This window comes from Streptomyces sp. NPDC058052, assembly GCF_042885515.1.
Lineage (GTDB): Bacteria > Actinomycetota > Actinomycetes > Streptomycetales > Streptomycetaceae > Streptomyces.
On the sequence record NZ_JBHVRX010000013.1, the window covers coordinates 134,542 to 157,985 of the forward strand.

23 protein-coding genes are annotated in these 23,444 nt (G+C 73.6%); 8 read left to right on the top strand and 15 right to left on the bottom strand.

Annotated features, from left to right (window positions below):
- Nucleotides 1-35: 35 nt before the first annotated feature.
- The 4 genes from ACFVU3_RS19835 (at nucleotide 36) to ACFVU3_RS19850 (ending at nucleotide 2,862) form a co-directional block, all read left to right on the top strand.
- Complete coding sequence (locus ACFVU3_RS19835) at nucleotides 36-161, top strand: hypothetical protein (protein WP_390067759.1); 126 nt, start codon at nucleotides 36-38, stop codon at nucleotides 159-161.
- Nucleotides 158-577, top strand: coding sequence for a VOC family protein (locus tag ACFVU3_RS19840; protein ID WP_390067761.1), 420 nt, complete (start codon nucleotides 158-160; stop codon nucleotides 575-577). Before ACFVU3_RS19835 ends, ACFVU3_RS19840 begins: the two co-directional genes overlap by 4 nt.
- A gap of 109 nt (nucleotides 578-686) precedes the next feature.
- Nucleotides 687-2,216 carry an alpha/beta fold hydrolase gene (locus ACFVU3_RS19845; RefSeq protein ID WP_390067762.1) on the top strand — a complete coding sequence of 510 codons (1,530 nt, stop codon included), beginning with the start codon at nucleotides 687-689 and terminating at the stop codon, nucleotides 2,214-2,216.
- A 103-nt stretch (nucleotides 2,217-2,319) separates the two neighbouring features.
- Nucleotides 2,320-2,862 carry a DUF6368 family protein gene (locus tag ACFVU3_RS19850; protein WP_390067764.1) on the top strand — a complete coding sequence of 181 codons (543 nt, stop codon included), beginning with the start codon at nucleotides 2,320-2,322 and terminating at the stop codon, nucleotides 2,860-2,862.
- 178 nt (nucleotides 2,863-3,040) lie between these two features.
- On the opposite strand, the gene ACFVU3_RS19855 is transcribed toward ACFVU3_RS19850, so the two are convergent.
- The 5 genes from ACFVU3_RS19855 to ACFVU3_RS19875 all read right to left on the bottom strand — a co-directional run bounded on the left by ACFVU3_RS19855 (nucleotide 3,041) and on the right by ACFVU3_RS19875 (nucleotide 7,416).
- Complete coding sequence (locus ACFVU3_RS19855) at nucleotides 3,041-3,955, bottom strand: AAA family ATPase (RefSeq protein WP_390067766.1); 915 nt, start codon at nucleotides 3,953-3,955, stop codon at nucleotides 3,041-3,043.
- 2 nt (nucleotides 3,956-3,957) lie between these two features.
- Complete coding sequence (locus tag ACFVU3_RS19860; RefSeq protein WP_390067767.1) at nucleotides 3,958-5,175, bottom strand: T4 RnlA family RNA ligase; 1,218 nt, start codon at nucleotides 5,173-5,175, stop codon at nucleotides 3,958-3,960.
- Between the two features lie 249 nt (nucleotides 5,176-5,424).
- Nucleotides 5,425-5,931 carry a hypothetical protein gene (locus ACFVU3_RS19865; protein WP_390067769.1) on the bottom strand — a complete coding sequence of 169 codons (507 nt, stop codon included), beginning with the start codon at nucleotides 5,929-5,931 and terminating at the stop codon, nucleotides 5,425-5,427.
- Between the two features lie 14 nt (nucleotides 5,932-5,945).
- Nucleotides 5,946-6,773 carry a hypothetical protein gene (locus ACFVU3_RS19870; protein WP_390067771.1) on the bottom strand — a complete coding sequence of 276 codons (828 nt, stop codon included), beginning with the start codon at nucleotides 6,771-6,773 and terminating at the stop codon, nucleotides 5,946-5,948.
- Between the two features lie 70 nt (nucleotides 6,774-6,843).
- Nucleotides 6,844-7,416 carry a TetR/AcrR family transcriptional regulator gene (locus ACFVU3_RS19875; protein WP_390067773.1) on the bottom strand — a complete coding sequence of 191 codons (573 nt, stop codon included), beginning with the start codon at nucleotides 7,414-7,416 and terminating at the stop codon, nucleotides 6,844-6,846.
- 134 nt (nucleotides 7,417-7,550) lie between these two features.
- On the opposite strand from ACFVU3_RS19875, the gene ACFVU3_RS19880 reads away from it, so the two are divergent.
- Nucleotides 7,551-8,426 (top strand): NAD(P)-dependent oxidoreductase, encoded by an 876-nt coding sequence (locus ACFVU3_RS19880; protein ID WP_390067775.1) that lies wholly within the window; start codon nucleotides 7,551-7,553, stop codon nucleotides 8,424-8,426.
- Between the two features lie 57 nt (nucleotides 8,427-8,483).
- Here the strand turns inward: ACFVU3_RS19880 and ACFVU3_RS19885 are convergent, their stop codons facing one another.
- From ACFVU3_RS19885 to ACFVU3_RS19905, 5 genes are all read right to left on the bottom strand, one after another.
- Nucleotides 8,484-9,143 carry a hypothetical protein gene (locus tag ACFVU3_RS19885; RefSeq protein WP_390067777.1) on the bottom strand — a complete coding sequence of 220 codons (660 nt, stop codon included), beginning with the start codon at nucleotides 9,141-9,143 and terminating at the stop codon, nucleotides 8,484-8,486.
- Between the two features lie 217 nt (nucleotides 9,144-9,360).
- On the bottom strand, nucleotides 9,361-9,831 hold the full coding sequence (locus tag ACFVU3_RS19890) for a peptidase inhibitor family I36 protein (RefSeq protein WP_390067779.1): 471 nt from the start codon (nucleotides 9,829-9,831) through the stop codon (nucleotides 9,361-9,363).
- 118 nt (nucleotides 9,832-9,949) lie between these two features.
- Nucleotides 9,950-10,891, bottom strand: coding sequence for a hypothetical protein (locus ACFVU3_RS19895; RefSeq protein ID WP_390067780.1), 942 nt, complete (start codon nucleotides 10,889-10,891; stop codon nucleotides 9,950-9,952).
- A gap of 630 nt (nucleotides 10,892-11,521) precedes the next feature.
- Entirely contained in the window at nucleotides 11,522-12,469 is a 948-nt protein-coding gene (locus tag ACFVU3_RS19900; RefSeq protein WP_390067782.1) for a helix-turn-helix domain-containing protein, read from the bottom strand.
- Nucleotides 12,470-12,676: 207 nt separating this feature from the next.
- Nucleotides 12,677-13,600 (bottom strand): NADP-dependent oxidoreductase, encoded by a 924-nt coding sequence (locus ACFVU3_RS19905; protein WP_390067783.1) that lies wholly within the window; start codon nucleotides 13,598-13,600, stop codon nucleotides 12,677-12,679.
- A 126-nt stretch (nucleotides 13,601-13,726) separates the two neighbouring features.
- Here ACFVU3_RS19905 and ACFVU3_RS19910 point away from each other — a divergent pair, with 126 nt between their 5' ends.
- Both ACFVU3_RS19910 and ACFVU3_RS19915 read left to right on the top strand, forming a co-directional pair.
- Nucleotides 13,727-14,818 carry a GlxA family transcriptional regulator gene (locus ACFVU3_RS19910; protein WP_390067785.1) on the top strand — a complete coding sequence of 364 codons (1,092 nt, stop codon included), beginning with the start codon at nucleotides 13,727-13,729 and terminating at the stop codon, nucleotides 14,816-14,818.
- 216 nt (nucleotides 14,819-15,034) lie between these two features.
- The gene (locus ACFVU3_RS19915; RefSeq protein WP_390067787.1) at nucleotides 15,035-15,751 is read left to right on the top strand and encodes a flavodoxin family protein; all 717 of its coding nucleotides are present in this window, start codon (nucleotides 15,035-15,037) and stop codon (nucleotides 15,749-15,751) included.
- 79 nt (nucleotides 15,752-15,830) lie between these two features.
- Here the strand turns inward: ACFVU3_RS19915 and ACFVU3_RS19920 are convergent, their stop codons facing one another.
- The 4 genes from ACFVU3_RS19920 to ACFVU3_RS19935 form a co-directional block, all read right to left on the bottom strand.
- Entirely contained in the window at nucleotides 15,831-18,116 is a 2,286-nt protein-coding gene (locus ACFVU3_RS19920) for a beta-glucosidase (protein ID WP_390067848.1), read from the bottom strand.
- Nucleotides 18,117-18,211: 95 nt separating this feature from the next.
- Nucleotides 18,212-19,033 (bottom strand): carbohydrate ABC transporter permease, encoded by an 822-nt coding sequence (locus ACFVU3_RS19925; RefSeq protein WP_390067789.1) that lies wholly within the window; start codon nucleotides 19,031-19,033, stop codon nucleotides 18,212-18,214.
- Nucleotides 19,030-19,977, bottom strand: a complete 948-nt coding sequence (locus ACFVU3_RS19930; protein WP_390067791.1) for a carbohydrate ABC transporter permease — start codon at nucleotides 19,975-19,977, stop codon at nucleotides 19,030-19,032. The genes ACFVU3_RS19925 and ACFVU3_RS19930 overlap by 4 nt, the downstream gene beginning before the upstream one ends.
- Nucleotides 19,978-20,006: 29 nt before the next feature.
- The gene (locus ACFVU3_RS19935) at nucleotides 20,007-21,314 is read right to left on the bottom strand and encodes an ABC transporter substrate-binding protein (protein ID WP_390067793.1); all 1,308 of its coding nucleotides are present in this window, start codon (nucleotides 21,312-21,314) and stop codon (nucleotides 20,007-20,009) included.
- A 151-nt stretch (nucleotides 21,315-21,465) separates the two neighbouring features.
- Between ACFVU3_RS19935 and ACFVU3_RS19940 the strand changes: the two genes are divergently transcribed.
- Entirely contained in the window at nucleotides 21,466-22,515 is a 1,050-nt protein-coding gene (locus ACFVU3_RS19940) for a LacI family DNA-binding transcriptional regulator (protein ID WP_390067795.1), read from the top strand.
- Between the two features lie 553 nt (nucleotides 22,516-23,068).
- Here the strand turns inward: ACFVU3_RS19940 and ACFVU3_RS19945 are convergent.
- Nucleotides 23,069-23,431 carry an ArsR/SmtB family transcription factor gene (locus ACFVU3_RS19945; RefSeq protein WP_390067797.1) on the bottom strand — a complete coding sequence of 121 codons (363 nt, stop codon included), beginning with the start codon at nucleotides 23,429-23,431 and terminating at the stop codon, nucleotides 23,069-23,071.
- Between the last annotated feature and the right edge of the window lie 13 nt (nucleotides 23,432-23,444).

Genomic DNA, 23,444 nt, shown 5'->3' on the forward strand with positions numbered 1-23,444 from the left:
CGATGTCCGTGGCATCCGGCCGGGAAGGCACACCCGTGCACAGCCGAGTCCCCGCCGACGGCACCACCCCGTCCGCCGCCCCGCCCGAAGGGAGCGTCCGTGCCGGAGCCCGCCCCGAGCGACGCACCGCCGGCGCGCACGACGAGGCGGTGTCCGCGTGAACCGGCCCGCGCACGGCACGCTGCACCACGTCGAACTCTGGGTGCCGGACCTCGGCCGCGCGGTCGCCTCGCTCGGCTGGCTGCTGGAGGAACTGGGGTACGCGCCCCACCAGCACTGGGACGCGGGCCGCAGCTGGCGGCTCGGGCCCACCTATCTGGTCGTCGAACGGTCCCCGGCCCTCACCGCCGGACGGCACGACCGCCACCGCCCGGGACTGAACCACCTGGCCTTCCACGTCGAGGACGCCGCCGCAGTCGACCGGCTGACCGCGGACGCGGCGGACCACGGCTGGCACCTGCTCTTCCCCGAACGGCACCCCCACGCCGGCGGAGAACAGCACTACGCCGCCTACCTGGAGAACGACGACGGCTTCGAGGTCGAACTGGTGGCGAACCCGTCCCCCGGACAGACGTGACCTCCGGGACGACCCCCGGAAAGCCGCGTCCGACATCGGGGTGCGACCCCACCCCGATTCGGGGAACTCCCTGAGGATTCCGGCCCGTCCGCCGTCCTACGGTGCGGTCATGTCACCTTCCCGGTACATCACCGCATGTGTCGCGGCGGCGGCTTTCGCCGTCACCGCCACCACCGCCACCGCGTCCGCCTCCGGCGTCCCGGTCCCGCCGGGCCGCTTCCAGAGCGGGCCCGTCGACTGGCACGCCTGCGCGCTCGGCGCCGACGACGAGCTCGGGCGGGCGCTCGACGCCCGCGGCATCGAGTGCGCCGACATCACCGTGCCGCTCGACCACGCCGACCCCGGCGGCCGCACCCTCACCGTCGCCATCTCCCGGCTGAAGGCCACCGACACGGAGCACCGCGTCGGCGCGCTCCTGCTGAACGACGGCGGACCGGCCGGGCCCAGCCTCCACATGCCGCTCACCAAGGCGGCGGCGATGGGAGACGTCGCCGGCCGCTTCGACCTGATCGGCATGGACCCGCGCTTCGTCGGCCGCAGCACCCCGCTGGACTGCGGCTGGGACCTGGGCTCGTCCCTCGTCCGTTCCGCGGGCTCCGACCGGGCGGCGTACCGCCAGGAGGTCGCCGTGGCGCGCGAACTCGCCGAGCGGTGCGACCGCGCGCACGGTGACGTGCTGCCGTACGTCACCACCCGCAACACCGCCCGCGACATGGACGTCGTCCGCGCCGCCCTCGGCGAGGAGACCCTCTCCTACCTCGGCTACTCCTACGGCAGCTACCTGGGCGAGGTCTACACCCAGCTCTTCCCCGGCCGTACCGACCGTATGGTGCTCGACGGCGTCAACTCCCCCGACCACTACAGCCAGAACCTGTTGCGCGGCGCCGAGGCCGCCAACGAGGAAGCCCTGCGCGCCTGGGCGTCCTGGGCGGCCGCACGGCACACCACCTACGGGCTGGGCGCCACCCGCGCCGCGGTCCTGGCGACGGTGGAGCACATCCTGGACGCCGCCGCGGAGCGGCCGCTGCGGATCGGGGAGGCGTACCTGCTGGACGAGCACGTGCTGCCCGCCGTCTTCGTCGGCGGACTCGGCAGCGACCTCGACGAGCGGCGCGCCGCGCTCGCCGGGACCGTACGGCTCCTGGCACGTGCCGCGGACCGGGAACGGGTCGAGCCGTCTCCGGCCCTCGCCGGACAGCTGGAGTTCCTGCTGACCGGGGCGGGCTCGGCCGCCTCCAGCCAGATGACCGCGATCGTCTGCGGCGACGTGGCCGAGCGGCGCGGCGTCGGCGGCTACTGGCGCGCCGTCGAGAAGTCCCGCGCGCGGTACCCCCTCATCGGGCCGCTCGCCGGCAACATCACCCCCTGCGAGTTCTGGGACCGCCCCGCCGAGGCGCCCACCGTGCTCGACAACGACGTCCCGGCCCTGCTCGTCAACGCCACCGGGGACCCCCGCACCCTCCACACCGGCGCCCAGGCCCTGCGCGAGCAGTGGCGCAGTGCGCGGCTGCTCACCGTCGAAGGCGCGCGCCAGCACGGCCTGTACGGCGAGTACGGCAACGCCTGCGTCGACGGCCACGTCAACGCCTACCTCCGTACGGGACGGCTCCCCGCGCACGACCCGGCCTGCCAGGCGTAGCCGCCGGCACCGGACCCCGGCGGGGCGGGAAGAAGCACCCGGACCGCCGGGACGCACGGAAAACGGGGGAGGAGGACGGCCCGGGCCGGTTAGGATCCGGCACATGGCCGGACCCGCACTGGTGATCGAACTGGCGGAGGCCGTGCCGCTCGCGGCGGTGCGGCGGCTCCGCGATGCCCTGGCGCGTTCCTCGGCGCGGTTCGAGGAGCTGAGGAGCGGCGGTTACGACCTGAACGTGCACGCGGCGAGCATCGGCATCCAGGACGCCGGGGACGTCGACGGCCGGCGGCCCTTCCTGGTCAGCCTCATGGGGCCCGGCTTCGGCGACGAGGCGATCTTCGACGCCGAGCACGCCGACGAGGGGGACCAGAAGGCCGTCCTCGGTTTCACCCCGACCCACGCGGTGGGCGTCGTCGCCGGCTGCGGCACTCCGCTCGACCACGTCGCCACGGCCCTGCTGACCGCCGCCGTCATGGACGTGATCGGCGGAGTCGTGAACGCCGAACTGAGCGAGGACCAGGTGCCGATCGTGGCCGGCCTTCCCGGCCTCGTCGCGACCGTGACCGATCCATGGCCCGCCGCCTACGGGACGGCCGAGTTCCTCAGGGCGTGGGCCCGGCAGCCCGGCTTCCGACTGGTCAAGTGACCGGCGACCGGGCCCGGATCCGCGCACGGGCGGCCGCGGGAGGGCGGCCCGCGGAGACGGCGGCCGACGGGCCGGCGGCTCGCTGCCCGGCTGCCGGCAGCGCCCTCCCCGCCACGGGTGCGGCGGCGATCGGCATCGTCACCGCCGCTCCCTCCCCGCCACCGCCGTCCGCGCGGGGTCAGAAGTTGCCGTAGTTGACCTGCCAGGTCGGCAGGCCCATCCGGCGCCACACCGCGACCACCCGGTCCCGGTCGTCGAGCGAGACACGGACCGCGTAGCGGGGCCGGACGTGGGCGTCGAACAGTTCGGCCTTGACGATGTCGTCGGAGCGGCCGTCGTCGGACGCCCGCATCCACAGCTCGTCGTACGGCACCTCGTACCGCTCCAGCCACGCCTCGGTCAGGGCGCGGTGGTCCTCGCTGCGGCCGGAGAGGAGCACGACGCGGTCCTGGTGGGAGCCGCGGAAGGCGCGCAGGGCGTCACGTACCGAGACGTTGAGGACGTCGAGGTCGCAGCGGGTGAAGTCGTACGGTCCGCGGTCGCCGCGCAGCGCGAGGGTGCCGTCGATGTCGCAGAGGACGGCCGACGGCAGCGCCGGGTCGGGGACGTACGGGGTGACGGCCGGCCGGTCGTTGAGCCAGTCGGCGGTGAGCCGCCAGCCGCCCCGGGTGGCCTTGGCGTGCTTCTCGGCGAGGACGCGGATGATCTCCTCGCCGACCGGCCGCTCGCGCGCCGCGTCGCGCCGGACGCACTCGTCGGTGGGCACGGCGGTGAAGTCGTGCACGACGAAGGTGGCCTCGCGGCCCGTGAGGGCCGCCTTCAGCCTGCGCGGGATGTGCGGGGTGAGGTGGGTGTTGTCGACGACGACGTCGAAGCCGTCGTCGACGGCGGCCCGCAGGGCGACGTCCTGGATGTCCAGCACGGTCTGCTCGTGGGCGCGCGAGCGGCGGTCGCCGCTCGGCAGGTCGAGCATGGTGCGCAGGTCGTCGAGGTTGACGCGGCGCATCCTGCCCTCGGAACGCTCCTGCAGCGCACGGGCGGCGGTCGTCTTGCCGGAGGCCGGCAGTCCGGTCATCACGTGGACCACGGGCACGGTCAGTTCTCCTCGTCGGTGGTGAAGGGGTCGGAGGTCTCCGGGCGCAGGCTACGCCACACGAAGAGGTCGACGGGACGCCCGTCGAGCCGCAGGAACATGGCCGAGCGCAGGCCCGGGTCGGACAGCTCCTTGACGGCGCGGGCGAACGCGCCCCGGTCGCCGGCGAGCGGCGCGAGCCGCCCGTACGCCTCGTCGACGGCGCGCAGCCTCGCGGCGAACGCCTCTTCGAGCCCCGCGACGACGGACCGGACCCAGGCGTCGAACTCGTCCGGCACCTGCTCCAGGAGCGCGTCCAGCGGACGCCCGCCCTGCGAGCGGACGCCGCCCAGCTCGGAGACGGACAGCCCGAGACCCTGGGCGAGGCGCTTGACGGAGGTGCCGGCGAAGCGCTGGATGCCGTGCCCGCGCCAGATGTCGCGCTCGGTGACCCCGGTGAGGACCTTGTGGAGACGTACGTACTCGGCGAGCTTGGCCTTGGCGCGCACCCCGGACGCGAAGCGCAGCACGAAGCCCTCGGCGTCGGTGCCGGTGGCGGCGGCGCCGTCGGGCAGCGTGTTCGTCTCGGCCAGCTTGACGAGCGCGTCGAGCGGCATCGGCGGGTGCACGGTGACGACCGATCCGATGCCGTCCCACGCCGGCGCGGCCTCCGCGAGGCCGACCTCCGTGCCGTCGGGGCGGAACGCGGCGAGCAGGACGAGGTCCCGCCGGTCGCCGTAGTCCACGACGATGCGGTTCCGCGGGTAGACGATCTCCATCAGGTACGTCACGCCCGGCACCAGCCGCGCGGTGTCGGCGGCGTCGAGCCGCCGCTGCGCCCAGGTCGCCTGGGCGCTGATGAAGGAGCCCTTGGAGGCGACCCGCCAGCGGCCCTCGTAGTGGAAGACCACGCCGAGGCTGCCGTCGACCTTCTCGTACACCTCGAACGGCTCGTCGGGCAGCGCGGGCGCGTAGGGCCGGCCGGACTCGTGCTCGGAGACGTTGAAGAACTTCGGCAGCGGCAGGGCGACGATCCGGCCGGTGCGGTCGTCGGCGACGAGGCCGCGGCAGCGGACGGTGACGCTGTTCCAGATGCCTTCGTACTGACAGCTGCGCGTGTACGTGTAGATGGACAGCGGCAGCTCGGGGTGCGACTTGCGGGTCACATGCCCGGCTTCGACCGCCGCCGCCAGCTCCTGGAGCGGCATCAGCGCGTCGAGAGTCAGGTACGCCTGGCTCATGGGTTCCCTCCCGGTTTCAAGGAGGCCCATTCTTCCGTGCGGACAACCCCTCCGACCAGCGAATTAGCGCGCCTGTGCGGGCGGGACGCCCCGTCAGGAGCGCGGACGCCCCGTCAGGGTCACGGGAGTCCCGCTCACCCAGGTCGGCGTGTCCACCCTCGACCCGGCCCGGCTCATCCACGGCTTCTGGGCCACGCTGTACGAGGCCGTCGACGGGACCCTGTGAGCGGCCTTCCTCGGGCGGCCCGTTCACAGGGCCGGGAACGGCGGGGTGTCGTCCATCGCCCGCAGCAAGGTCCGCGCGGGCGTCGCCTCCTCCGGCCGTACGGAGCAGGCGACGCCCTCGATGACGGACCGGCCCGCGTGCACGGCCGCCCTCGCCGAAGCCTCCCAGCCGGTCCGCCTCCGGAAGCGCGCGTCGTGTCCGGAGCCCCGTGCCGCGGCCACGGCGGCGGAGTGCCACTGTTCGGTCCGGCAGATGCGCTCCAGCAGACCCAGCAACTCGGCCTTGCACGCCACGTGCGGGGACCCGACCAGTTCGAGCAGGAACGGCACCGCGGGCGCGGTCGCCTCGCCGACGACGAACCCCAGGGCGCAGAGCGCGTCGCCCAGGTCGTCGACGGCGGCGCGCGCCGTCTCCTCGTCGCCGTAGGCGATCCGGGACAGCAGCGGAGGCACGCCCCCGGCCGCCGCCCCCGTCGCGTCGCGCAGTTCTCCCCACCGCACCGCGGAGACGCTCCTCAACGGACTTCCCACACCCTGCTCCCTCTTCAGCTCGTCGTGCGATCCCGACGGCGCTCCGCGCGACGGCCGCCCTCCGGAGCCTCGCGGCGGACAGCTGCCCGCCTCCGTCCCGGGAGACCGAGCGCCTCGGCCCAGACGTCGCCGCCGTCGGCCCAGGTCCACCACCACCGGCGCAGGGACGCGGTCGCGTGACGCAGGCCGTCATGCGGATCCTCGCCCCAGGCCGGTACCCAGCCGTCCGCGTCGTGGAGCAGGACGGGATGGCCGACCGCGAGCAGCGAGACGTACCACCGCATCGTGCAGCCGCCCGACGCCAGGTACAGCCAGGACCCCGGCAGCCCCGCCGTGCGGTCGTGCCCGTGCACGCGGACCGCACACGGCCAGTCGAACAGGTCGCCCGGCGCGCGCCGGCCGCCGGTGAGCGAGGCCAGGCCGCCGTCGGGTCCGAACCCGCCGTCGCCGACCTCGGTGTAGATCCTCCGGAGGAGTTCCGGCAGCGGTCGTCCGATGGCGTCCTCCGCGGCCTCGACCTCGGCCGGCGTGGCCGGCGGGAACAGCGGTCCGCGCGGCGCGCCGGCGAAGTAGGCCGCCACTTCCCCGGCGTGGGACGCCAGCGAGAGCGTTCCGTCGTCGCTGGAACCGACGGACCCGCTCCGCAGGCGCTCCCGTCGCTCCGGGCCGGCGTGCTCCTCGATCCACGAGCCGGGGACCCGTGCCGTGTCGAACCGCCGCCCCGGGTCCCACGCGCGCGTCCGCAGCTTGTCGATCAGCGCGTCGTCACTCCTGCCGGCACCGGTCCGATCGGGAGGTGCGGGGCGGAGAGGCTCGGAACCGCCGTGCGCGGGAGACGTCATGCGCCGGGATCCTACTGAAGGCGCGGGCAACCGTTCGAGCCGCGATCCGGCAGGATTCGAAAGGGACGGCCTAGACCTCGTACGAGCGGACGAGGCGGGCGAGCTGGCGCCCCGCGACGTGGAGCGGTTCCTCGCTGCGGTTGACCTGGGCGGTGACCTCGGCGCCCTCCAGGGTGGAGATGACGGTGAGCGCCAGCTCCCCGGCGTCGGCGGAGGAGAACCCGCAGCGGAGCAGCTTGTCGGAGACCAGCTGCTCCCAGCTGCGCAGCGCGTCCGCGCACGCCTGCTGGATCTCCGAGTCGGTGCCGAGCGTCTCCAGGGCCGCCGCCGTGACGGGGCAGCCGTCGGTCCAGCCCGACGCGCGGAGCTCCTCGGCGAGCTGCGTGGCGCAGGCCACCACCGCCTGCGCCGGGTCGTCCTCGCTGTCCAGCGCCTGCCGCAGCAGCGTCGCGAACTCCCCGGTGCTGTGCTTGATCGCGGCGACGGCGACGGCTTCCTTGCCGGCCGGGAAGAAGTGGTAGACGGAGCCGAGGGTGGCCTGGGCCTCCTGGGCGATCTGCTTGATTCCCGTACCGACGTAGCCCTGCCGCTGCAGGAGGCGTGAGGCGGCGACGACGATCCGGTCGCGTGTGCTGGTCTGCATGCGGTCACCGTACCGGTCCACTGTGTAGAGCGCTCGTTCTAGAGCTGTGGTACGTTCTCATCGCGCACTAAATAGAGCGCTCGTTTTAGTGGGGGTTCCCGGTGAATCCCTCAGCGGAGAATGGAGACCTCGTCATGAACGACACCCGGAAGTCGGTCACCGTCATCGGCCTCGGCCCCATGGGACAGGCCATGGCCGGCGCCTTCCTCGACAGCGGCTACGACGTCACCGTCTGGAACCGCACCCCGTCGCGCGCCGACGACCTGGTCGCACGTGGCGCGGTGCTCGCGCCGAGTACGGAGAAGGCCCTCGCCGCCAACGAACTCGTGATCCTCAGCCTCACCGACTACGACGCCGTCTACGCCACGCTCGGGCCGGCCGAGGCCGCGCTGCCCGGCCGGGTCCTGGTCAACCTCAGCTCGGACACGCCGGAGAAGGCCCGGGCCGCGGCCCGGTGGGCGGCCGAGCGGGGCGCCGTCCAGCTGACCGGCGGCGTCACCGTGCCGCCCTCCGGGATCGGGCAGGCCGAGTCCTCGACCTTCTACAGCGGCCCGCGCGAGGTCTTCGACCGGCACCGGCCCGCGCTGGAGGTCATCACGGGGCGGACCGACCACCGCGGCGAGGACCCCGGGCTCGCCGCGCTCATGTACCAGATCGGCATGGTCATGTTCTGGACCTCGATGCTGAGCTACTGGCACGCCGTCGCCCTCGCCGACGCCAACGGCCTGAAGGCGGCGGACGTCCTGCCGCACGCCGTGGAGACGGCGAACTCGCTGCCGGGGTTCTTCTCCTTCTACGCCGAGCGCGTCGACGAAGGGCGGCACATCGGCGACGTGGACCGTCTCGCCATGGGCATGGCCAGCGTCGAGCACGTCCTGCACACCCACGCGGACGCGGGGGTCGACACCACGCTCCCGGCCGCCGTCGTCGCACTCTTCCGCCGCGGCATGGACGCCGGCCACGCCGCCGACAGCTTCTCCTCCCTGGTGGAGCTGATGAAGAAGCGCTGATCGTGCCGGCGGGACGTCCCCCCGCGCGCGGACGCCCCGCCGGCACGCTCCGAGGAGCTACGCGACGCGGGAGACGGCCGAGGCCGCGGCGTCGTACTCCGCGACGGCCCACGGCAGCATCACGCAGGCCAGCAGGAACCCCGGGTCGTACCGGTGCGGCTCCCACGTCTCCACCGGGAACCGGAAGCCCTCGTACACGTCCGCGTGCCGCTCCTCGAACCGGCCGACGGCTTCGAGGAGACCCTTCTCCGTCGACAGATCCGTGCCCGCGCGGGCGCCGAAGAAGAACTCCTCCGCCTCCTCGGCCAGCCCTTCGTGCCGCTCGGCGCCGGCGGTGACGGCCGCGCGCACATACGCGGCCGCGCGCGCGGCGCAGTACCGCAGGGCGGCTCCGGGCCCGCCGGACACGAGCCGCTCCGCCCAGCGCGCCGGGTCGACGCGGCCGGCCTCTCCGCCGGGCAGGCGGAAGCCCTCGAGGCCGTCCCCGGGGCGGCCGAACGACCAGACGCCGAGGTCGCCGCGGAGGACGAGCACGTCCGGCCAGGTCACGACCTCGCACCACCGCCACGACGCCCGGGGGAAGTCGAACCTCACGTGCCGGTACGGGCCGTCGTTCCTCAGGACGGTCGTCGTCGCCCCGCCCCCCTCCTCGGCGAACCTCGCGCGTGCCGCGGCCACGTCCCGCCGCAGTTCCTCGCCCGGATCCATCGCGCTCACCTGTGTGCTCCTCTCGTCCGCCCCCAGCACCGCCAGGGCACCGACGGGACAACGAGACGACGCGCGGCAAGGGTGCGGCGGGGGCGGTACGTTGGCGCGATCCGGCCCCGGAACACGGCCGCCTCCGGGCCCGGGCCGGCCCGGGCCGCGCGGCACGCACGACGGGCGCCGGCCCGGCGGGGGAGTCCCGTCGGGCCGGCGGTCGGTGGGGCGGGTGTCAGCAGGCGGAGACCCAGAGGTGCGAGCCCACGCGGTCGTTCACGAGCTCGCCCTGGCCGTGGCCGGGGCTGAAGAACTTCAGGCCGGACGCGCCGAGGTCGGGAATGAAGTGCCCCTGGTGGAGGCAGACCCACGAGCCGTTCCAGTCGGTGTCACGGTAGAGCTTCACGTCCTCGGCGACGCCGGGGTAGCCGTTGTTCCAGACGTCCGAGACCTTGTCGCGGCAGCCGGCCCAGTTGGCGTTCGAGCGGTCCCACCGGCAGTGGAAGCCGCCCGCGTGGGGGTGCTCCCAGGCGTAGAGGAAGCCGTCCGGCCCGGGGGCCGCCGCCGGTGCGACGGCCGCCGGTGCCGACACGGCCGAGGGCACGACGGCCTCGGACGCGGTGCCGCGGGCGTCGGCCACCGGGGCGGTCAGCAGGGTGAGGGCTCCGACGGTGAAGGCCGTCGTGAGGGCACGGGTGATGCGCATGATGTGTCTCCTACTCGGTGGGTCGATCGGTGAGGGGTGATGACCGGGCCGCCCGTCGAGGAGCGGCCGGCGGACCGCCGCGTGCCGGAGCACGGGGCGGAGCTGTGGGGCCCGCGGGTCAGGTGTGCGGGCCGGCGCCGAGGATCCGGCGGGCGCGGGGCAGCGCGGCGGCCCTCAGCCGGTCCCGTGCCTCGACGTCCGTGCGGTACTCCTCCGCGAGGAGCCCGCCGTGGTGGGCGTCGAGCCGCCGGGCCGTGCGGGACAGCGCCGACTCCTCGGCGCACCGCACCTCCGTCAGGGCGAGCCGGACCGCGCGGTCCCTGGGGAGGGGCCGTGCGGGAGAGAGAGCGGCGGCACGGGCGGCCGCGGGCGCGGCGAACGCGTGCCCGGCACGCGCCATGCACCGCTGCCAGCCTCCGAGGCTCGCTCGAAAGGCGGTGTCGGCCACGACCCTGCCGCGGAGCACCTGTTCCAGGACATCCAGACGGGCCGAGGACCGGAACCACGCGCCGATGTCGCCGTACAGCCCCCGCTGGGCCTCCGCGACACAACCGCGGTCGCTCCGGCGCAGGGTTCCGCCGCCCGGGAGCCGCACGGTCAGCCCGTCCGGGGACGGGCCGTTCGCGGCGACCAGCGCCTCGGCCCGGCGGTCCGCGGGCAGCGCGGCGAAGTACGCCCGGTTCGGATCGCTCTTCGCGTGAGCCTCCCGCTGCCGGCGCAGATCGGCGCCGTAACCGTGCCGACGGGCCCAGGCCGCGTCGTCGACGACGTAGGGGAAGAGCTCGGACTCCGTGTCACCCGCGAACGGGACCACGCGGTACGTGAACCCGAGCCGGCCCATGCAGTCGCGCAGCAGCCGCTGCTCGGCGTCGTGCAGGAGCCGGTCGTCCGCGGGGGACGCCACCGCGCCGATGGGGCGCAGCGGGGGCGGAGGTTCACCCGCCGGCGGAACGTCAGGGCCCGAGAGGACGGAGGCGGAGAACACGAGCGTGGCGCACACGGCCACGACCACGACGCCGGCGGCGAGGAGCGAACGGCGGGCACGGCTGGATCGGGGCATGGGGGATCTCCTGCGGTGGGGGAGGGAGGAGCGGGCAGCGTCGGTGACGGTCCGGTGGAGCGGATGCGTCGCGGCGCGGGGCTTCCGTGGATGCGCACCGAGCCAGGGCACAGGGGCGCATCGGAGGAGGGGGTGACGCCCGGCCGGAACGCTGCCGTCGAGCGGTGCGGCGGCCGGACAACCGCAGTCTGTGCCGGGCGGCGAGCGGCCCGCAAGCGTGTCCCGGGGGTATCGGCGAAGTCGGGATCCCCACCCCTCTGACCTGCGGGGACGTCCCTGTCCCGGGACGCGGGAGGACGCGGGACGGGACGGCGGGAGAGGGGGAGGCGGATCTCGCCGCCGGGGAGGACGCAAGGCGCCGGGAGGACGACGGGCACGCTCCAGACGCCGAACTCAGGGCATGCGCAGCCTGCCCGGCCGGTGCCGGACGGGGGACGGATCCCAGGCAGGGCAGGGCAGGGCACGGCAGGGAGGGGAGGGGAGGAGAGGGGGCGGGCGGTCGAGTTCGCGCCGGTCCCGGCCGGGCGCCGGTGTCACCGGCCGCCCGGAGGGGAGCCTCGCTGGGCGGCGGCTCGCCCCACCCTCCCGTCAGGGCGAAGCACGCAACCGCTCACCCGGAACGGTCCGTCCTCAGGCCCACTTCTGCCGTACGGTCCGGTCGCACGACAGCATCCGCAGGCCCTCGGGGCTGTCGTCGAGGCACCTTCGGGTCGCGGTGCTGCGGACCTCGAAGGCCGCGTCGCTGTCGGCGCTGACGTTCCAGCGCTGCGAGGCGGCCTGGCCGCAGGGCACCGTGCGCAGGCCGTCGACGCCGTGGTCCAGGCACTCGCCCGTCGCGTGGTTCCGGATCTGCGCGTCGCCGCCCGGCGTGGTGCGGACGGTCCAGCGCTGGTACGGCATGCCGTTGCACGCGTAGGAACGGGTGCCCTTGTCGAGGCTGTCGTCGAGGCAGGCTCCCGTCGCACGGCTCACGAAGATCCTGTCGTCCTCCTTCGCGGCGGACGCGCCGTGCGCGGCGGGCGGTGCGTCGCCGGGCGGCGGGGCGTCAGGCCGCAGGACCAGCACGCTCCCGGCGCCGAGCGCCAGCCCGAGCACGGCCCCGGCCAGGGCCCAGGCGGTGCGCCCGCCCCGGAGGGCGAGCCGGCGCCCGGGGACCGATCCGGCCCCGGCGCCCGTCGCGGCCGGATCGGTCCCGGTACCGGCATCGGCCTCGGCCTCGGTGGCGCAGTCCACGTCGCCCGGCGTGCCGGCATCGGCAGCCGGGCGCGGCTCCTCCGTGTCCCGCTGACCGCTTCTGCCCGCCTGTCCCGCCTGCGCGGGCCTGCGCTGGGCCCGATCGGCCGCATCCCACAGGTGGCGGAAGTCGGCCGGGTCGCCGTCGAGCGCCCGGCAGAGCTCGTACACCGTGGACCACGGAGGAACGGTGCTGCCGCAGAAGTACCGGGACAGGGACGAGTCGCTGATGCGCACGCTCTCCTCGAGGGCGCGGAGTGTCCGTCCGGAACGCCGCTGGAGGTCGCGCAGCGCACTGCCCAGGGCCCGCGCCGGCTCCACTTCGTCAGGCCGGTCCGCAGCCATGATGGGGTCCTTCTGTCCAGGGCCGCGCACGAGGATGCGATCAACCGGCCGCACAGGCGGGGAACATGCTGTTTCAGCAGTTCAGACCGTAGGAGGCGGCTGATCTTGGTGGCAACCGGATCCACTCTCCTGGGGGATCCCGACGGTGCCGGCCGACGCGCGCCCGAATCCGGGCCGAGCCGCGCGGATCCCCTTCCCCGCCGGTCCTCAGTCCACCGTCAGGACGATCTTGCCGGTCGTCCGGCCCCGCTCCCCGAGTTCGTGCGCCTTCGCGGCCTCGGAGAGGGGCAGGACGGTGTCGACGACCGGACGGAGGGCGCCGGACTCCACCAGGGCGGCGATTTCACGGAGACCGAGGTGGTCGGGCTCCACCAGGACCCACGAGGCGTGGAGGCCGGCGGGGGCGACGGGGACGTCGTCGGGGCCAGGAAGGGTGATGAGCCGGCCTCCGGGGCGCAGCACCTTCAGGGAACGCTCGGCCGTCTCGCCGCCGAGGGCGTCGAGGACGACGTCGACGTCGGAGACGGCCTCCTCGAAGGGCGTCTCGCGGTAGTCCACGACCTCGTCCGCGCCGAGCTCCTTCAGGAGCGCGTGCTTGGCGGCGCCGGCCGTGCCGATCACGTGGGCGCCGCGCGCCTTGGCGATCTGGACGGCGAGGTGGCCCACGCCGCCGGCCGCCGCGTGCACCAGCACGCGCTCGCCCGGACGTACTCCCGCCGCGTCGACCAGGGCCTGCCAGGCGGTGAGCCCGGCCAGCGGCAGAGCCGCCGCCTCGACGTGGGTCAGGGACGCCGGCTTCGGCGCGAGGTGGCGGGCCGGCGCCACGACGTACTGGGCGTACCCGCCGGCCTGCCGGGGGAACAGCGGCATCCCGAAGACCTCGTCGCCCGGGCGCAGGACCCCGACGCCGGGACCCACGGCCTCGACGGTGCCGGAGACGTCCCACCCGACGGCAGGCAGCGCGCCCCACTCGATGAGGGCGCCGCTCGCGCGGGTCTTCCAGTCCACCGGGTTCACGCCGGCCGCGTGGACCCGCACCAGCACCTCGTTCAGGCCCGGCTCCGGGCGCTCCACCTCGCGCTCGACGAGCACCTCCGGCCCGCCCCACCGCTCCACGACCACCGCACGCATGTCGTCTCCCTCGTTCCTTCGTGATCCGGTCCCGCCGGAACCTCTCCGGCGGCGACCCGTCCACGATCCCGCCCGCCGCCCCCTTCCGGTGTTGGCCCTCTGGCCACTATGTGACAGGATTTGGCCATGGACGACGAGACGACCCCGGGGGCGGCGGATCAGACCCGGGGGACGACCGATCCGACTCCGGAGACCGGGGATCCCGCCCCGGGAGCGACGGATCCGCGTCCCCACCGCGTCGCGGTCCTCGCACTGCCCGGCGTGCCGCCCTTCGAGCTCGGCATCCCCTCGCGCGTCTTCGGCAGCGTCCAGGACGCCGAGGGCCGCCCCCTGTACGAGGTCACCGTCTGCACCGCCGACGGCGCGCCCGTGCTCAGCGACGCCGGGTTCGTCGTGCAGCCGGCGGCGGGCCCCGAGGCGCTCGCCGCCGCGGACACCGTCGTCCTCCCCCCGACCCACGCCATGCCGGAGCTCGGGCGCGGCGGCCCGCTGCCGTCCGACGTCGCCGCCGCCATCGCCGGGATCCGCTCCGGCACCCGCCTGGTGTCCATCTGCTCCGGGTCGTACGTCCTCGCCGCCGCGGGGCTGCTCGACGGGCGTCCCGCCACCACGCACTGGAACCTGGCCCTGGAGTTCCGGCGGGCGTACCCGGAGGTCAAGCTCGACGAGGAGGTGCTCTTCGTCGACGACGGAGACGTCCTCACCTCGGCCGGGGTGGCGGCGGGGGTCGACCTCTGTCTGCACATCATCCGCCGCGATCACGGCGCGGCGGCCGCCAACCGGGCGGCCCGGATGTGCGTCGTGCCGCCGTGGCGGGACGGCGGGCAGGCCCAGTTCATCGACCGGCCCGTGCCCGAGCCGACCCTCGCCAGCACGACCGCGACGCGCGCCTGGGCCCTCGAACACCTCGGGGAGCAGCTCACCCTCGCCCGCCTCGCCGAGCACGCGCGGATGAGCCTGCGCTCGTTCACCCGCAGGTTCCGCGACGAGGTCGGCATGACGCCCGTGCAGTGGCTCACGGCGCAGCGCCTGGAACTGGCCAAGCAGCTCCTGGAGACGACCGACCTCCCGGTCGACCTCGTGGCGCACCGGGCCGGCATCGGTTCGGGGAACTCCCTGCGCGCGCACATGCGGACGGCCTTCGGCGTCTCGCCCGCCGCTTATCGGCGCGCGTTCGGGGCCTCCGACCCCGTGGCGGTTCCGGAGCGGACCGGCTAGGACGCGGTCACGCGTACGCCTCCCACCAGCGGTTCGGGGTGGGACCCAGGTGTGCGGCGCCCGGCCTGGGATCGCGTGCGGGCGGACTGCCCCGGCCTGCGGACCGTCAGGCCACCGGCCCAGCTCCGCGAGCGCCCGGGGCGAGGACCTGGTGGGCTGGAGGGAGATCTCCGGTGCCTTCGGACTGGGACCCCGGAGCGTAGGGAGGAGAATTCCGTGCCGGACCCAACGACGTCGTACGCCGATCTGCGCGCCCTGGTGATCAACTGCACCCTGAAACGATCCCCTGAGCGCAGCCACACACAGGGGCTGATCGACATCAGCACCGGAATCATGGAGCGCCAGGGCGTGCGGGTCGAGGTGCTCAGGGCGGTGGACATCGACATCGCGACCGGTGTCTGGCCGGACATGACGGAGCACGGGTGGGAGACGGACGAGTGGCCGGTGATCTACTCGCAGGTGATGGCCGCCGACATCCTGACCCTGGCGGGGCCGGTGTGGCTCGGGGACAACTCCTCGGTCATGAAGAAGGTGATCGAGCGTCTGTACGCCTGCTCGTCGATCCTCAACGAGCACGGCCAGTACGCCTACTACGGTCGCGTGGGCGGCTGCCTGATCACCGGCAACGAGGACGGTGCCAAGCACTGCGCGATGAACGTCCTCTACAGCCTCCAGCACCTCGGATACGTCCTTCCGCCGCAGGCCGACGCGGGCTGGGTCGGCCCGGCCGGCCCCGGCCCGTCGTACCTCGACCCCGGCTCCGGCGGCCCGGAGAACGACTTCACGAACCGCAACACGACCTTCATGACCTGGAACCAGCTCCACCTGGCGAGGATGCTCAAGGACGCCGGCGGCATCCCCGCCCACGGAAACCAGCGCTCCGAGTGGGACGCCGGCTGCCGGTTCGACTTCGAGAACCCCGAACACCGTTGAACGCGGGCCGGAACGTCGGAGGTCCGGTGGAAGCCGGCTCCGGATGAGGATCAGGCGGCCGACCGACGTCCGGTCACGGTCAGGCGCGCGGGGCCGTCTCGAAGACGGCGTGCAGCCGGCGGCGGTGGTCCACCTGGCGGACCGGGCCGGTCAGGGTCACCCGGGCGGTCAGACGCGGTTCCGTGCTGGAGGCGCTGAGCCGCAGTTCCAGGGCGCCGGGCTCCACGACGCGCGTCCCCGACCTGCCGGTGAAGGACGCGAGGTCCGCAGGGACGACCGCGTGGACCCGCCTCCGTTCGCCGGCGGCCAGGTCGAGACGTACGTACCCGATGAGTCTCCGCACGGGCTGGACCACCGAGGCCACCGGGTCGTGCAGGTACAGCTGGACGAGCTCGGTGCCGTCCCGGGGGCCGGTGTTCGTGACGGTGAGGGCGAGGCGTACGGCGCCGTCCGTGGGGACCTCGGTGGCCTCGACGGCCAGGTCGCTCCACTCGAAGGTGGTGTACGTGAGGCCGTGTCCGAAGCCGAAGGCCGGTGTGGGGTCGACGCTGGAGACCTCGCTCGTGTGGCCCAGACGGGAGGCCAGGTAGGTGGACGGCTGGGCGCCGGGGTGGCGGGGCACGCTGACGGGCAGCCGGCCGCCCGGGGCGGTCCGGCCGCTGAGGACGGCGGCGATGGCGGCCGTTCCGGCCTCGCCCGGGAAGAACGTCTGGAGGACGGCGGCGGACTCGTCGGCGGCGCGGCCGAGCGCGTAGGGCCGGCCCGCCAGCAGGGTCGTCACGACCGGGGTCCCCGTGTCGAGGAGGGCGTCGAGCAGCTGTTGCTGCGCCCCGGGGAGGCGCAGGGACTCCGCGTCGCAGCCCTCGCCGCTGGTGCCCCGCCCGAAGAGTCCGGCGCGGTCACCGAGCGCGGCCACGACGACGTCGGCGCGGCGGGCGAGGGTGAGCGCCTCGGCGAAGCCTCCGGTCGTGGCGTCGTCGACGCCGGTTCCGTGCGCCACGAGCACCTCGGCGGCCGGGAACTCGGCCGTGAGGGTCTCGCGCAGGGTGGGCAGGTCGATGCCGAGGGGGGTGCCGGGGTGCTGTCCGCCGACGTGGACGGGGAAGGAGTAGCAGCCCAGGACCGCCGTGGGGGCATCGGCGTTGGGGCCGATCAGGGCGATCCGGCGCGGTGTCCGCGGGTCCAGCGGCAGGGTGCCGTTGTTGCGCAGCAGGACGATCGCGCGTTCGGCGACGCGGCCCGCCAGCTCGCGGTGGGCGGCCGGGTCCAGGTCGACCGTGCCCCGCAGGGCGTCCGGGGCGGCCGTGGTGCCGGCGTCGCGCAGGGCCGGGGGGACCGGGCTCCAGTCGGGGTCGAGGAGTCCGAGGCGGGCCTTCTGCAGCAGGACCCGCCGGACCGCGCGGTTCACGAGCTCCTCCGGCACCCGGCCCTGGCGGACCGCGTCGAGGAGGGGGGCGCCGAAGGTCTTCACGGTGGGCAGTTCCACGTCGACGCCGGCGGCGAGGGCCGTCCCTGCGGCTTCGCCGAGCGTGCCGGCGACGCCGTGCAGGGTCTTCAGGAACGCGATGCCGAAGTAGTCCGCCACGACGGTGCCGGTGAAACCCCAGGTGTCCCGGAGGAGCCCGGTGAGCAGCCGGTCGTCGGCGGCCGAGGGAATGCCGTCGGTGTCGGTGTAGGCGTGCATCACGGACCGGACGCCGCTCTCCCGGACCGCCATCTCGAACGGAGGCAGGATGACGTCGGCCAGCTCCCGGGCGCCCATGCCGACGGGGGCGAGGTTGCGGCCGGCCCGGGAGGCGGAGTATCCGGCGAAGTGTTTGAGGGTGGCGACGACGCCGGCGGACTCGAGTCCCTGGACGTAGGCGGTGGCGATCGTTCCGACGAGGTAGGGATCCTCGCCGATGGTCTCCTCGACGCGTCCCCAGCGGGCGTCGCGGACGACGTCGAGGACGGGGGCGAGGCCCTGGTGCACCCCGACCGCGCGCAGGTCGCGCCCGATGGCCGCGGCCATCTCCCGGACGAGCGCGGGGTCGAAGGTCGCTCCCCAGGACAGCGGGACGGGGTACGCGGTGGCGCCCCAGGCGGCGAAGCCGGCGAGGCACTCCTCGTGGGCGACGGCCGGGATGCCGAAGCGGTTCGCTGCGGCGATCCGCGCCTGTGTCCGCATGAGGGAGAGGGCGCCGAGCGCGGGGTCGACGGGGACGGTCCCGAAGGGGCGGGTGAGCTGGCCGAGGCCGTGCGGCAGCAGCTCGTCGAGGTCGACCGGCTCCTCCATGTCGTGCTGGTGCGGTGCGACCTCGGCGCCCTCGTCGGAGGCCCCGACCCACACGCCGTGGAGCTGGGCGGTCTTCTCCTGGAGGGTCATGGCGCGGATCAGCGCGTCGACGCGGGCTTCCGCGCCGAGCGCGGGGTCGCGCCAGGCTTCGTACGGGACAGGGGGCGTGGCAGACACGGTGTCGGTCACTTTCCTCCGACTCCCATCAGGCCCTGGACCAGGGCGCGACGGGCGAACAGATAGACGAGCAGGATGGGGAGCATGGACAGCACGACGGCCGCGAGGAGGCCGGGGATGTCGACCCCGTGCTCCGTCTGGAAGTCGTAGAGGCCCATGGTGATGACCTTGTTCTCCGCGGACTGGGTGAGCACGAGGGGAAAGAGGAAGCCGTTCCACGCCTGGAGCGCGGAGAACACGACGACGGTGGAGAGACCGCCCTTCGACAGGGGCAGCACCAGCGTGAGGAAGATCCTCCGGGGGGTGGCCCCGTCGACGGTCATCGCCTCGTACAGCTCGGGCGTGATGTCCCGCATGACGCCGGTGAGGATCAGGACGCAGACGGGCATGGCGAAGGCGGCGGTCGGCAGGATGACGCCGAGGAGGTTGTCGTAGAGGCCGGCCTCGTCGATCAGGTAGAACACCGGGACGATCACGGCCTGCGACGGGACGGCCAGGCCGAGCAGGAAGAGCCGGAAGACCCGGCCGGTGGCCCTGCCGTCGCTCCGGACGACGGCGTACGCGAGGGGCGGCACGAGGAGCAGGACGATCCCTACGACGCAGGCCGTGACGACGACCGTGTTGAGGAAGTACTGCGCGAAGCCGTCGTTCAGGTCGGTGACGTAGTTGTCGAGGGTGAGGCGCTCGGGGAGCGCGAGGGGGCCGTTCGCCGCGTAGTCGGCGCGGGACTGGAAGGTGGCGACCAGCATCACGTACAGCGGCAGGCCCACCACGAACAGCCAGACCAGCGAGCCGAGACCGGCGAGGTAGTTGGGGCGGTCCTTCCTCATAGGCCCTCCATGGTGCTGCGCATCCTGTCGTAGCCGGTCACGCGCACCATGACCAGGGAGACGAGGGTGGCGACGAGGACGAGGAGCAGCGCGATCGCGGAGGCCCCGCCGAAGTCGAAGCTCTTGAAGGCCCTCTGGTACATGTAGTAGGCGCTGTTCGTGGTGTCGGTGCCGGGTCCGCCCTGGGTGAGGATCAGGACCGTGTCGAAGGTCGTGAGTCCGCCGACCACCATCAGGACCGTCGACGTCACGATGGTGTTGCGCAGCTGGGGCAGGGTGATGTGGAAGAACTGGCGGACCGTGCCGGCGCCGTCGATCCGGGCGGCCTGGTAGAGGACGTCGGGGACGGCCCGCGCGGCACCCTGGTAGAGCAGGGTGTGCAGCGGGGTGAACTGCCAGGTGCTGACGAGCACGAGGACGCCGAGGGCGCCGGCCTGGGTGCCGAAGAGGTTGCCGTCGCCGAAGAGCCACGTCGCCTGTGAGGGGACCCCGAAGTTGGGGTCGAGCACGGCGCGCCACAGGACGGAGACGGCGGTGATGGAGAGCAGGAGCGGGACGAAGTAGACGGCGGACAGGACGGCCCGGTTGCGCTGGTGGCCGGCGGCCCAGACGCCGAGCAGGAGGCTGATCGGCGTCTGGACGGCGACGCCGAGGACCGTGAGGAGCAGGCTCAGCCAGAGGCTCTGCACCATGACGGGGTCGTCGAGCAGCCGGCTCCAGTTGTCCAGGCCGGCGAACTCCGGGGAGCCGAGGCCGTTCCAGCGGGTGAAGGAGAGGACGGCGACCAGGAGGAGCGGGACGAGGGCGAACAGGCCGAAGAAGAGGGCGGCGGGCGCCGCCCAGGCGAGACCCGGGCGGCCCGCGCCGGTCGCGGGGCGGCCGGGCCGCCCGCGCCGGAGCGTGGCGCCGGTGCCGTCCGCGGCGGGGACTGTGGCTGTGGTCATGTCAGGCGTTCCGGAGGTCGGGCCGCGGGTCAGGCCGCGGGCAGGCTCTGCATGGCGGCGATGAAGGCGTCGGCGTCGATCCGGCCGTTGAAGAACTGCTGGACGGCCTGGTGGATGCCGGTGGTGGCCGCCGGGGGGTACGCCTGGTCCCAGGAGAGCTGGAAGTGGGGGGCCTTCTTCACCAGGTCGTACTGGTACGTCGAGTAGGCCGGGCTGACGGAGCCGTCCAGGAAGGCGGGCGTGTTGGTGGTCGTGGGCAGGTTGCCGATGCTCAGCTGGCCCTTGACGAACTCGTCCGAGTACATGAGTTTCAGGAACTCGGCCACGGCCTCGGGGTGTTCGGTGTTCTTCAGGACCGAGTAGAAGTTGTTGGTGTTGCCGGCGAGGTTGCCCGGCTCGCCCTTGCCGCCTTCGACGGCCGGGAAGGTGCCGTAGCCGAGGTCGTTCTCCACGAAGTCCGGGTAGGCGTCCTGGAGGGTGGAGTACTCCCAGGAGCCCATGAGTTCGAAGGCGGCCTTGCCGGTGGCGAGGAGCGCGGGGGAGCCGCCGTCGGTGAACTTGACCGAGTCGTAGTTGGTGCCGAAGGCCCCGGCGTCGATCAGCTCCCTGAGCATGCCGAGGGCCCGCTTGCTGTCGGCGCTCGCCCAGACGTTCTTGTCCCCGGCCACCGCCTTCGCGAAGTGCCCGGGCCCGGCCACCCGGTCGTAGAGGTACTGGAACCACATCTGCGTGGGCCATCTGTCGCCGCCGCCGAGCGCGACGGGCGTGACGCCCTTGGCCTTGAGGGCCTTCACGGCGTCCAGGAGCTCGTCCCAGGTGCGCGGCGCGGTGACGCCGGCGTCCGCCATGACCTTCTCGTTGCGGAACAGCAGGACGGGCTGGGTGCCGCGCATGGGTATCCCGTACGGCTTCCCGTCGACCACCGCGGTCTCGAACACCGACGGCAGGAAGTTCGCCTTGAGGCCGGGGTCCTCGGCGATGAGCCCGTCGAGCGGCATGAGGAGGCCCGCGTCGACGAAGGGCTTGATGCTGCCGCCGCCCCAGTTGAAGAAGACGTCGGGGGCCTGCTTGCCGCTGATGATCGTCTGCAGCTTGGACTGGTAGTCCGCGCCCGGGATGGTGTCGAGGACCGCCTTGACCTTCGAGGTCTTGTTGAAGGTGTCGACGAGCTGCTTCTCCACCTTGTTGGTGGCGTCGCCGTACACCAGGACGTGGATCGTGCCCGAACCGTCTCCCGCGGAATCCCCCGAGCCGCCGCAGGCCGCCAGGGAGAGGGTCAGGGCCAGTGACGCCCCGCCGACGACAGCGGTTCTGAAGAGCCGTGCGTGCCGCTTCATCGCCCCACCTTTCGAAAGAGTTTCGATCGAAGTGTCGAAACTTCATGTGGCGGGACGCTAGGGTTGGCGCGGCGAACGGGTCAACCCTCCGGCGGCTCGTTATCAAAGCGTGACAAGAGGGGGCGGGAGAGTGGTGATCTATGCTGCTCGGATGCGAGACGGCGACGACAACAGACGCGTGACGCTGGCGGAAGTGGCAGAACAGGCCGGCGTCTCGCTTTCGACAGTTTCGAAAGTCCTCAACGGCCGGCAGGACGTGTCACCCACCACACGCGAGAAGGTCGAGCGGCTCCTCGAAGCGCACGCCTACCGGCGGACCACCCGCGCGGCCCGGGAGGCGCCCCTCGTCGAACTCGTCTTCCACGAGCTCGACAGCGTGTGGGCGATGGAGCTGATCCGCGGTGTGGAGAACCTCGCCAAGGCCCACGGCGCGAGCGTGGTCCTCACCGAGAGCGGCACCCGGCACGCCCCGGCGCCCGACTGGATCGAGGGGGTGCTGCAGCGCCGGCCGATCGGCGTCGTCCTCGTGTTCTCCTCCCTCCCCGACGCCGTCAAGCGGCAGCTCGACGCGCGCTCGATCCCCTTCGTCATCGTCGACCCCGCGGGCGACCCCGAACCCGACGTCCCGTCCGTCGGCTCCGCGAACTGGTCCGGCGGCGTCGCCGCCACCCGCCACCTCGTCGACCTCGGCCACCGCCGGATCGGCATCGTCACCGGCCCCGAGGACATGCTCTGCTCCCTGGCCCGGCTCGACGGCTACCGGTCCGCCCTGAACATGGCCGGGCTGGACCGCGACGACTCCCTCGTGCGCTTCGGCGACTTCCACGTCGAAGGCGGCTACACACGGGCGATGGAGCTGCTGCGGGCGCCGGACCGGCCCACGGCCGTCTTCGCCGGAAGCGACCTCCAGGCGCTCGGCGTGATGGAGGCCGCCCGGGTGTGCGGGCTGCGCGTGCCCGAGGACCTGTCCGTCGTCGGGTACGACGACGTGATGATCGCCCGATGGTCGAGCCCCCCGCTCACCACGGTCCACCAGCCGCTGCGCGAGATGGGCGAGGAGGCCGTGCAGATGCTGCTGCGTCTGCGCGCCGGAGAGCCCTCCGTGACGCGGATGGAGCTCGCGACCAGCCTGGTCGTCCGCAAGAGCACCGCTCCGCCGCCGACGACGACGGTGGAGGCGTCACTCCCGCCCACGACGTGACCGGTGCGGGCCGCCTCCGCCTCGGGCGCCATGGTTCCGTGCCTGTCGTCCTCGGCACGCCGACCACGGGCGGGTTCGCCCCACTCGATGTCCGGTATCCGCCGGCGCCGCGGCGGCCCGGTGGCCGAGGATCCGCCCATGATCGCTGCGTCGCGGGGAATCCGCATCCGCCACCGGGGGCACGAACCGCAGGTCCACCCCACCGCCTGCGTCGCCCCGACGGCCGCACTCGTCGGTGATGTCCGCGTCGGGCCGAGGGCGCGGGTGATGTACGGGGCGGTGCTCGACGCCGAAGGCTCCCGGATCGAGATCGGGGAAGCGGCGGTGGTCTGCGAGAACGCGGTGCTGCGCGCGTCGGCCGCCGCCGGCGACCAGCCGGTGCTCGTCGGTGACCACGTCTTCGTGGGACCGCATGCCACCCTGCTGGGCTGCCAGGTCGGCCGGTGTGCCTACGTGGCGACCGCGGCGACGGTCCTCCAGGCCGCGCTGCTGGGGGCGGGCTCGGTGGTCGCCGTCGGCGCTCTCGTCCGTCCGGGCCGGCCGCCGTGCCGGGTCAGACCGCGGCGGCCTTCGTCAGCAGCGCTCCCATCGCCGCCAGGACCGCCGGCTCGACGCGGTAGTAGACCCAGGTGCCCCGCCGCTCGGAGGAGAGCAGCCCGGCCTCCTTCAGCTTCTTCAGGTGGTGGGAGACCGTGGGCTGGGAGACGCCGACGTCGGAGATGTCGCAGACGCACGCCTCGCCCCCCTCGTGCGACGCCACCGCCGAGAACAGCCGCAGCCGGACCGGATCGCCCAGGGCCTTGAACATGGCGGCGGTCCGTTCGGCCTCCTCGGCGGTCAGCGGACGCTCCGTGAGCGGCGGGCAGCACGGCTCGGTGGTCGGCTCCAGGAGCGGCAGCGCCTTCGCATTCGACATATGTCTATGTTGA

Excerpts from the sequence above, each read along its gene's own strand:
- ACFVU3_RS19845 (WP_390067762.1), top strand. The coding sequence starts at position 687 with ATGTCACCTTCCCGGTACATCACCGCATGTGTCGCGGCGGCGGCTTTC.
- ACFVU3_RS19850 (WP_390067764.1), top strand. The coding sequence starts at position 2,320 with ATGGCCGGACCCGCACTGGTGATCGAACTGGCGGAGGCCGTGCCGCTC.
- ACFVU3_RS19860 (WP_390067767.1), bottom strand. The coding sequence starts at position 5,175 with ATGAGCCAGGCGTACCTGACTCTCGACGCGCTGATGCCGCTCCAGGAG.
- ACFVU3_RS19870 (WP_390067771.1), bottom strand. The coding sequence starts at position 6,773 with ATGACGTCTCCCGCGCACGGCGGTTCCGAGCCTCTCCGCCCCGCACCT.
- ACFVU3_RS19875 (WP_390067773.1), bottom strand. The coding sequence starts at position 7,416 with ATGCAGACCAGCACACGCGACCGGATCGTCGTCGCCGCCTCACGCCTC.
- ACFVU3_RS19880 (WP_390067775.1), top strand. The coding sequence starts at position 7,551 with ATGAACGACACCCGGAAGTCGGTCACCGTCATCGGCCTCGGCCCCATG.
- ACFVU3_RS19890 (WP_390067779.1), bottom strand. The coding sequence starts at position 9,831 with ATGCGCATCACCCGTGCCCTCACGACGGCCTTCACCGTCGGAGCCCTC.
- ACFVU3_RS19895 (WP_390067780.1), bottom strand. The coding sequence starts at position 10,891 with ATGCCCCGATCCAGCCGTGCCCGCCGTTCGCTCCTCGCCGCCGGCGTC.
- ACFVU3_RS19900 (WP_390067782.1), bottom strand. The coding sequence starts at position 12,469 with ATGGCTGCGGACCGGCCTGACGAAGTGGAGCCGGCGCGGGCCCTGGGC.
- ACFVU3_RS19905 (WP_390067783.1), bottom strand. The coding sequence starts at position 13,600 with ATGCGTGCGGTGGTCGTGGAGCGGTGGGGCGGGCCGGAGGTGCTCGTC.
- ACFVU3_RS19910 (WP_390067785.1), top strand. The coding sequence starts at position 13,727 with ATGGACGACGAGACGACCCCGGGGGCGGCGGATCAGACCCGGGGGACG.
- ACFVU3_RS19920 (WP_390067848.1), bottom strand. The coding sequence starts at position 18,116 with ATGACCCTCCAGGAGAAGACCGCCCAGCTCCACGGCGTGTGGGTCGGG.
- ACFVU3_RS19925 (WP_390067789.1), bottom strand. The coding sequence starts at position 19,033 with ATGAGGAAGGACCGCCCCAACTACCTCGCCGGTCTCGGCTCGCTGGTC.
- ACFVU3_RS19930 (WP_390067791.1), bottom strand. The coding sequence starts at position 19,977 with ATGACCACAGCCACAGTCCCCGCCGCGGACGGCACCGGCGCCACGCTC.
- ACFVU3_RS19935 (WP_390067793.1), bottom strand. The coding sequence starts at position 21,314 with ATGAAGCGGCACGCACGGCTCTTCAGAACCGCTGTCGTCGGCGGGGCG.
- ACFVU3_RS19940 (WP_390067795.1), top strand. The coding sequence starts at position 21,466 with ATGCGAGACGGCGACGACAACAGACGCGTGACGCTGGCGGAAGTGGCA.
- ACFVU3_RS19945 (WP_390067797.1), bottom strand. The coding sequence starts at position 23,431 with ATGTCGAATGCGAAGGCGCTGCCGCTCCTGGAGCCGACCACCGAGCCG.